This window comes from Pseudomonas sp. S4_EA_1b (assembly GCF_016307435.1).
In the GTDB taxonomy this organism is placed as follows: Bacteria; Pseudomonadota; Gammaproteobacteria; order Pseudomonadales; family Pseudomonadaceae; genus Aquipseudomonas; species Aquipseudomonas rhodesiae.
Map to the genome: position 1 here is coordinate 36,180 of NZ_JAEILC010000088.1, position 6,723 is coordinate 42,902.

The 6,723-nt window shown below is 57.3% G+C and carries 7 protein-coding genes; 3 read left to right on the top strand and 4 right to left on the bottom strand.

What is annotated here, in order from left to right; genetic code table 11:
* Positions 1 to 24 precede the first annotated feature (24 nt).
* Genes efeB through efeU form a run of 3 tightly spaced genes read right to left on the bottom strand, consistent with a single transcriptional unit; the run spans position 25 to position 3,401 of the window.
* Positions 25 to 1,329, bottom strand: coding sequence for an iron uptake transporter deferrochelatase/peroxidase subunit (gene efeB / locus YA0848_RS24685; RefSeq protein ID WP_047882441.1), 1,305 nt, complete (start codon positions 1,327 to 1,329; stop codon positions 25 to 27).
* Between the two features lie 13 nt (positions 1,330 to 1,342).
* Positions 1,343 to 2,545, bottom strand: a complete 1,203-nt coding sequence (efeO, locus tag YA0848_RS24690) for an iron uptake system protein EfeO (RefSeq protein WP_034097592.1) — start codon at positions 2,543 to 2,545, stop codon at positions 1,343 to 1,345.
* 10 nt (positions 2,546 to 2,555) lie between these two features.
* Positions 2,556 to 3,401, bottom strand: coding sequence for an iron uptake transporter permease EfeU (gene efeU, locus YA0848_RS24695; protein ID WP_047882426.1), 846 nt, complete (start codon positions 3,399 to 3,401; stop codon positions 2,556 to 2,558).
* Positions 3,402 to 3,569: 168 nt separating this feature from the next.
* On the opposite strand from efeU, the gene YA0848_RS24700 reads away from it, so the two are divergent.
* Both YA0848_RS24700 and YA0848_RS24705 read left to right on the top strand, forming a co-directional pair.
* Complete coding sequence (locus YA0848_RS24700) at positions 3,570 to 4,586, top strand: AraC family transcriptional regulator (RefSeq protein ID WP_198712464.1); 1,017 nt, start codon at positions 3,570 to 3,572, stop codon at positions 4,584 to 4,586.
* Positions 4,587 to 4,612: 26 nt separating this feature from the next.
* Positions 4,613 to 5,137: a hypothetical protein gene (locus YA0848_RS24705; protein WP_034097596.1), complete on the top strand. Its 525-nt coding sequence runs from the start codon at positions 4,613 to 4,615 to the stop codon at positions 5,135 to 5,137.
* 114 nt (positions 5,138 to 5,251) lie between these two features.
* On the opposite strand, the gene YA0848_RS24710 is transcribed toward YA0848_RS24705, so the two are convergent.
* Entirely contained in the window at positions 5,252 to 6,460 is a 1,209-nt protein-coding gene (locus tag YA0848_RS24710; protein WP_232925179.1) for an MFS transporter, read from the bottom strand.
* 8 nt (positions 6,461 to 6,468) lie between these two features.
* Here YA0848_RS24710 and YA0848_RS24715 point away from each other — a divergent pair, with 8 nt between their 5' ends.
* Positions 6,469 to 6,636 carry a hypothetical protein gene (locus YA0848_RS24715; protein ID WP_158248578.1) on the top strand — a complete coding sequence of 56 codons (168 nt, stop codon included), beginning with the start codon at positions 6,469 to 6,471 and terminating at the stop codon, positions 6,634 to 6,636.
* Positions 6,637 to 6,723: the final 87 nt, after the last annotated feature.

A 6,723-nucleotide genomic window follows, 5' to 3' on the forward strand; every position in this document is an offset into this window, starting at 1 on the left:
CAGTTTCCGCTGTGGGGGTGGGTTTCAGGTATTGGCAGAGGTGTGTGGGTGCGTGGCGGCCAGCAGCGTGCGGCCGAGGAAATCCTGGGGCCCGCTGACCCCCGGCAAGGTGAAGAAATACCCGCCGCCGACCGGCTTGAGGTATTCCTCCAGGGGTTCGCCGTTGAGTCGGGTTTGTACGCTGATAAAGCCTTTTTCCAGGTCGGCCTGATAGCAGATGAATAACAGCCCCATGTCCAACTGACCGTTCTTATTGACGCCGTTGGAATAGTTGAAGGGCCGGCGCAGGATCAGGTTGGCCTGGGTCTGCGGGGTGCGCGGGTTGGCCAGGCGGATATGGGCATCGAGCTTGGTCAGCTTGCCTTCCGGGTCTTTGCTGTAGTCGGGCACCTGGGTTTCTTTGTGGCCGTCCATGGGGGCGCCGGTGGTTTTGATGCGGCCGATGATGCTTTCTTGTTCCTGCAGGGGCGTGCGGTCCCAGCGTTCGACGAAGTTGCGGATGATGCGCACCGCCTGGTAACTGCCATGGGCGGCCCAGGCCGGTTCATCGCTACCGGGCTGCACCCACACGATCTGGTTCATGGCTTGGTCGTTATTGGAGTCGGGGTTGGCCGAACCATCCCGGAAACCCAGGAAGTTACGCGCGCTCTGCGCCGGCTCGCCGGGACGGGCAGGGGCCTGGGGCGGCACGCTGCCTTCCTGTTTCCAGCGCACCAGCAGCAAGTCCGGCAAGTTCTTCACGATGTCGCGCAGGGCGTGGATATTGGTGTCCGGCGTGTTGGAGCTGAATTGCAGGCTGAGGTCGCCATGGCACTGCGCCGGCTCCAACGCATCGTTGGGAAACCCCACCATACGGATCAGACGTTTGGGCTTGGCGGCGGCGAGGCCGAAGCGTTCGTCGAACAGCGATTCACCCACCGACACAGTGATGGTCAGGTTATCCGGCGTCACCACCGGGCCCAGAATCCCGGAATCGGTGGGTGGCAATTTCGGGTCGACTTGGGCCACCGGGCCACCGCTCATCAGGAAATGGATACGCTCGTTCAGGGTGCGGAAAAGGCGCTCCAGGTCCTGGCGATCGCTGGCCAATACATCGAAGGCCACCAGCATGCCGCAGGCCGGGCGCGGGGTGACGATGCCTGTCTGATGCTGGCCGTAAAAATCGTGGTGGTCCTGGGTCTTGTCACTGCGCGGCGCGGTGGTGACTTGTTCCGCAGCGGCGGCCATGGCCGGGCAGGTCAAGCTGCTGCCGGCAATCGCCGCGCCAGTGGCGGCCATGCCCAGCAGGACACGGCGACGCTGAAGGTTAAGCTGTTCTGAATCACTCATGGGGCGGTTGTCTTCACTGCAGGCCGGAAAGGCCGAGGGCGGGGTCGATTCCATCGAGTACGGCGGCCAGAGCCTTGGCCTTGTCAGCGATCTGCTTGCGCTGACCGTCGGTGACGCTGTCGTAGCGGCGGTACTGGCCGTCGACTTTCAAACTGTCCAACTGGCTGTCGAATGCGCCGAGGGCGTTATCGACCTTGGGCAGCAGGTCGGCGGCGGATTTTTCCAGCAGTGGACGCATCAGCTCGACCACCTTGTGAGCGGCGGCCAGGTTGGCGGCGAAGCCATTCAGGTCCAGATGGCTGTAGCGTTCCTCCTCACCACTGAGCGCACGTACATCCGCCAGGCTGTTGAGGTTGCGCACCACGATGCCGACCAATTGCTCGGGCGGCAGCGACTGGGCCAGCAATTGCTGCTTGAGGGTTGTGACGTCACTGAGCAGGCGCTGCGCGACCGGCGCCAGGCCGTCGAGGCTGCGTTGCTGGAACAGGCTGTACTCAATGCGGTGGAAGCCGCTGAAGGCCGGGTCTTGTTCGCGTTTTTCGAAATAATCGGCCCGCGCATTGATTGCGTTGTCGAGTTCAGCCAGGCGTTGTGCGGCCGGGGCCAAACCCTGATAGGCCACGCGAGCGGTGGCATACAACGCCTGTGCCTGCGTCAGGTCGCCGGCGTCGATGGCCTGTTGCAGTGCGGTCACGGCCTTGATCAGCGCGCTGCCCTGGCTACTCAAGTACACCCGGAACTCCGACAACGGGCCGATAAAGGCCACCATCGACGGCTTGGCTTTGGCCTGGGCTTCGGATTCGGCGGTTGGCGTTACATGCAGAGTGCCGCGTGGATTGCTCAGCAGGCCGCAGGTAATCGCGTAGTCACCGGGTTGCAGGTTGGCATTGATCACCTGGCTCAAGCCGGGGGCGATGTTCTCGCGCTCCTCGACCACCAGCACGCCGTCGAGGATTTCCCATTCTACTGCCCGGTCGGAACGGTTGATGATCCGAAAACTCGCCGGCCCGGCGGGCACGGTCAGCGCATTGGGTTCGCAGGCGTGGGCATGGATGGTCACCGCAATTTCATTGCTGTGGGTCTGGCGCTTGGCGGCGGCCAGTTGCGAAGCGTAGTAGAACAGGCCGCCGGCGGCGATCATCACGACCACCGAGCCGGCCACCGCCCAGCGCAGGGCTCGGGGTGGCGAGGCGGGTTGAGGCGTTGGGTTGGTCAAGAGACGGTCCTTACTGGCTGGAAACGGAAGAGGGCGCGGCGACCGGTTTGGCCGCGGCGGCGGGCAGGAAGAACATCACCAACGCCACCACCAGGTAAATCAGATAGGCACCCAGGGTGCTCACGGTGGGTGCTTCCTGATAACCGAACATGCCGGCGAGCACCGAGCCCAGCGGGCTGTCCATCGGCAAGACAGTGCTGAAATCGAACAGCACGGTTTGCAGGTGATTCCACACCCCGGCTTCATGCAGGGCCTGCACCGAGTTGGCGAGGATGCCAGCGGCGACCACCAGGATAAACAGCCCGGTCCAGCGGAAAAACGCTGCCAGGTTCAGGCGCATGCTGCCGGTGTAAATCAGGAAACCCACAATGATCGCCAGCACCAGCCCGAGCAGTGCACCGATCGGCGCGCCAGGGCCTTCGCTCTGCTGGAACACCGCCAGCAGGAAAAACACCGTCTCCAAACCTTCACGGGCCACGGCGAAAAACACCATGAGGATCAGCGCGGTGACCTGGTGTTTCGAGCCGGTGAGCGCCTGATCGAGGGAGGCATGCAACGAATGCTTGATGGAGCGGGCCACCTTGCGCATCCAGAACACCATGGAGCTGAGAATGCCCACGGCGACCAGGCCGACGATGCCTTCAAACAGCTCCTGTTGTTTCTGCGGAAACTCGGCGCTCATCAATTCCAGACCACCGCCCACCAGCAGTGCCAGGGCCGCAGCGAGGAAAACCCCGATCCACACCGCCGGCATCCATTGACCCCGACCGGTCTGCTGCAGGTAACTGGCGATGATGCCAACGATCAACGCTGCTTCGATGCCTTCGCGCAGCATGATGAGAAAAGGGACAAGCATCGGGCACCACAAGGTAACTAGATAGGAAGCTAAGTTGTAACATAATGATACTCATTGCTAAACAGCAAATATTGACATTAGCTGAACGCTCGCTGAACGGTGGTGACGAATCCTCGCGACCCTTATGATGCAGGCCACCTCAACAGCTGTCGGATCGCCTGAAGCCCCATGTCCGAAAAAGACACCATCTCCCTGCACCTTGTGCGCGAAGCGCTGCTGCAAAGCTGCCCCCCCGGAGCGGCCAGTGCACAGGTGCTGACCAAGGTTGGCATCGACCCAGCGCTGCTGGCGCAGCCCGATGCACGGGTGTCGGCCACCACCTATGCACGGCTGTGGCGGCTGCTGGCCAGGCGCTCGGACGACGAGTTCTTCGGTATGGACCCGCGCAAGCTCAAGTCAGGCAGCCTGGCGTTTTTGTGCCGCGCCTGCATGGCGCAACCCACATTGGCTGCCGGCCTGGAAACCGGCCTGGGGTTTCTCTCGTTGATGCTGGAGCATCTACCCGCGCAGCTGGTGCGCCAACAAAGCCTGGCGGAAATTGTCCTGCTGGAGCCCGAGGCTGAGCCGCGTCGGGCGTTCACCTATTTCACCTACTGGATGATCGTGCACGGCGTCGCCTGTTGGCTGGCCGGGCGCCGCATTCCGATCTTGGCCATCGAACTGCGTTGCCCGCCGCCGGATTTCTGCGACGACTACCGCGTGATGTTCTCCGACAACCTGCGCTTCGATCGGCCACGCACGCGCATAATCTTCTCCGCCGACTGCCTGGACCTGCCGATCAAACGCAGCCCCCAGGAGCTTCAGCGCTTCCTCGCCCACGCTCCCGCGAACATCCTGGTCAAATACCGCGACCCCGAGAGCCTGGCCACCCGTATCAAACACGACCTGCGCCAACTGCCCCCAGACACCTGGCCGGAAACCGAAGCCCTGGCCGCCAGTCTGTGCATCTCCGCATCCACCTTGCGTCGTCGCCTGGCCGAGGAGGGGCAGACATACCAGGGCCTCAAAGACAGCGTGCGCAAGGAATTGGCAATTGTCTGGCTGGCCGAACCGCAGATCAGCTTTGCCGAAATCGCCGTGCGGCTGGGCTTTGCGGATGTGAGTTCTTTTTATAAGGCGTTTCGTAAGTGGTCTGGGTCGAATCCGGGGCATTATCGGAGTTTGATTCTTAACGATATTGGCTGAACTTCAGGCGTACAAGGAGATAGGTAATGCGCACGTCATGGTTATGGTTGATTTGCTGCGCGCTTTTCCCGTTGAACAGTTGGGCGCAGTTGGGGATCGGTGATTTCACGCTGGGCATGCCGCGCCAGCAGGTCATGGACATCCTGCATCGCCACTTCCCCTCGGTGGAGTTGGAACACAACCTCTCCTATCCGGTGCCTATGCCTTACTACCGCGCGCGCGAACCGTCCCGTCCGTATCTTTTAAAGGATGTACCGATCCATACCGTAGCGGCCTATTTCGACGAGGCTGACCGGCTCAAGCAACTGAGCATCAATTTCGATATCACCGACCCCGAACGAATCAAGGCGCTGATACCGCTTATGCACGAGGCACGGCTGGCGCCCGACACCCAAGGACGTCATGAACTCTTCAACAGTGATGGCGAGTTGACCTATTACGTGTCGCAACCCTATGGGTGGACAGTCGTGGAGATCGCCGACAGGGCCGCGTCGAAGGTTAATATTCCGATGCGTGCCCACGTAGATCAACAGATCAGGGCATTCAAGTAGCAAAGATGGGGCTGGGGGTAGAGAAACGTTTAAAACTACATGTCCCCGCTGGTCTACATCACTGTTAAATATTGTTTGGTAAGTTTCTGAAATATAAAGCTCAGGCTTCTAGCTTTATTGACGGCTTTTTTGTGCGCCTAACAGTAGCGTCGTGATAACACCCAATAAGCCAATAAGGCAGAAGACTGCAACAAGAACCAAAGTCGACGAAAAGCCGTATCTATCAACTAATCCTCCGAAGACAGTGTAGGAGGCGCCGATAATAACCGAGTTGACTAGATTTGCAGCGGACAGGCATGAGGCTCGGATGCGGGAATCGACATTGTCGTGAATATATGTTTCATATGACGTCTCATAGATGGCGGGGAGCGACATTATCAGGAGGAAACTTGCTGCTGAGGCATTCACGCCAATGTCCATTGATAAGATTAAAAGAAATAGGGTGATAATAAATGTTGTGGTGAATGCAACAATGCCGAGAGAAAATCTTGAGCAAACATAACCCGCAACTATAAACACTACAGCCGATATGGCTTCTACTGCAGCATATATTCCAGCAATCAAAGTGACATCTAAGCCTTGCAGCGAGAAAAAAGGTTGGCCGTAGATAAATAAAGGTACGGTTGAAAGCTCAAATAAAGCGAACCCAATGAACAAGGGTATAAGGAAAGCGCCGTTTTTTGAGCGGAAAAAGCATACCAGTGAATTGAAAACGCCTTCTGCTTCCCTATTGGGCACCCTACTTTTTGCACTGGGATTGAGGGAGGTGGAAAGAGGATTTTTTTCGGTCATGAATGAAACCATGATGGCTCCGATAAGTTTGGATATCGCAAAAAATATATAAACGCTGTTCCACGACATAGCCTCTTGCAAGGCGCCGCCAAGAAGCATGGATAAGCCTAATGAAACTGCACCGATAGCACGGGCGCGGGATATTATCCTCGGGTATTCCTCTGTTCTATTTTCGGCCAGTAGATTGTCATATAACAACGCTCTGTCCGCACCGGAGCCCATAGCAATACTGGCGCCGAAGAGGCAAAAGATAAACGCGAAAGGAATAAAATCGGAGAACAATAAAAACCCAATGCCGCTTATAAATAATCCCAAAAAACCAAGTGTTAGAGAGTGTTTACGTCCGTAGCGATCTGCAAGTAGACCGGATGGTATTTCCAAGGCTACACAAGAAAAGAATAAAAAAGACTGAAGAATGCCTATTTGTCCTTGGGTTATACCGAGTTGCAAAAGATAGAGTACAAATAAGCCTCTCTGGACATCCAGATTCATAAATATTGACAGCGTGTAATATGGGTTGTTGTTTTTCAAGGCGTTCCATGCTCTTTTTTATTTTAATGCTGATGTTTCGTAATTTTAAAAAAACAGGCGGCTTTGGCTGTCCGGATAGAATGATGAGCGTTCACGAGGTCTTCCTGCGGCAGGAGTTTACCGATGCGATCTCTTTCCAGCAGCAGTTTAGTAAGTGGTCAGCATCAAAATCTTGAGGAAAGCGAGTCACGATTTTGTATGAAATAGTGCATGGAATGTAGTAATGGCCAGGCACTAGGAATTAACTCACAACATCTTTCTCC

Coding starts and splice junctions, on each gene's coding strand:
- efeB (WP_047882441.1), bottom strand. CDS start 1,329: ATGAGTGATTCAGAACAGCTTAACCTTCAGCGTCGCCGTGTCCTGCTG.
- efeU (WP_047882426.1), bottom strand. CDS start 3,401: ATGCTTGTCCCTTTTCTCATCATGCTGCGCGAAGGCATCGAAGCAGCG.
- YA0848_RS24700 (WP_198712464.1), top strand. CDS start 3,570: ATGTCCGAAAAAGACACCATCTCCCTGCACCTTGTGCGCGAAGCGCTG.
- YA0848_RS24705 (WP_034097596.1), top strand. CDS start 4,613: ATGCGCACGTCATGGTTATGGTTGATTTGCTGCGCGCTTTTCCCGTTG.
- YA0848_RS24715 (WP_158248578.1), top strand. CDS start 6,469: ATGCTCTTTTTTATTTTAATGCTGATGTTTCGTAATTTTAAAAAAACA.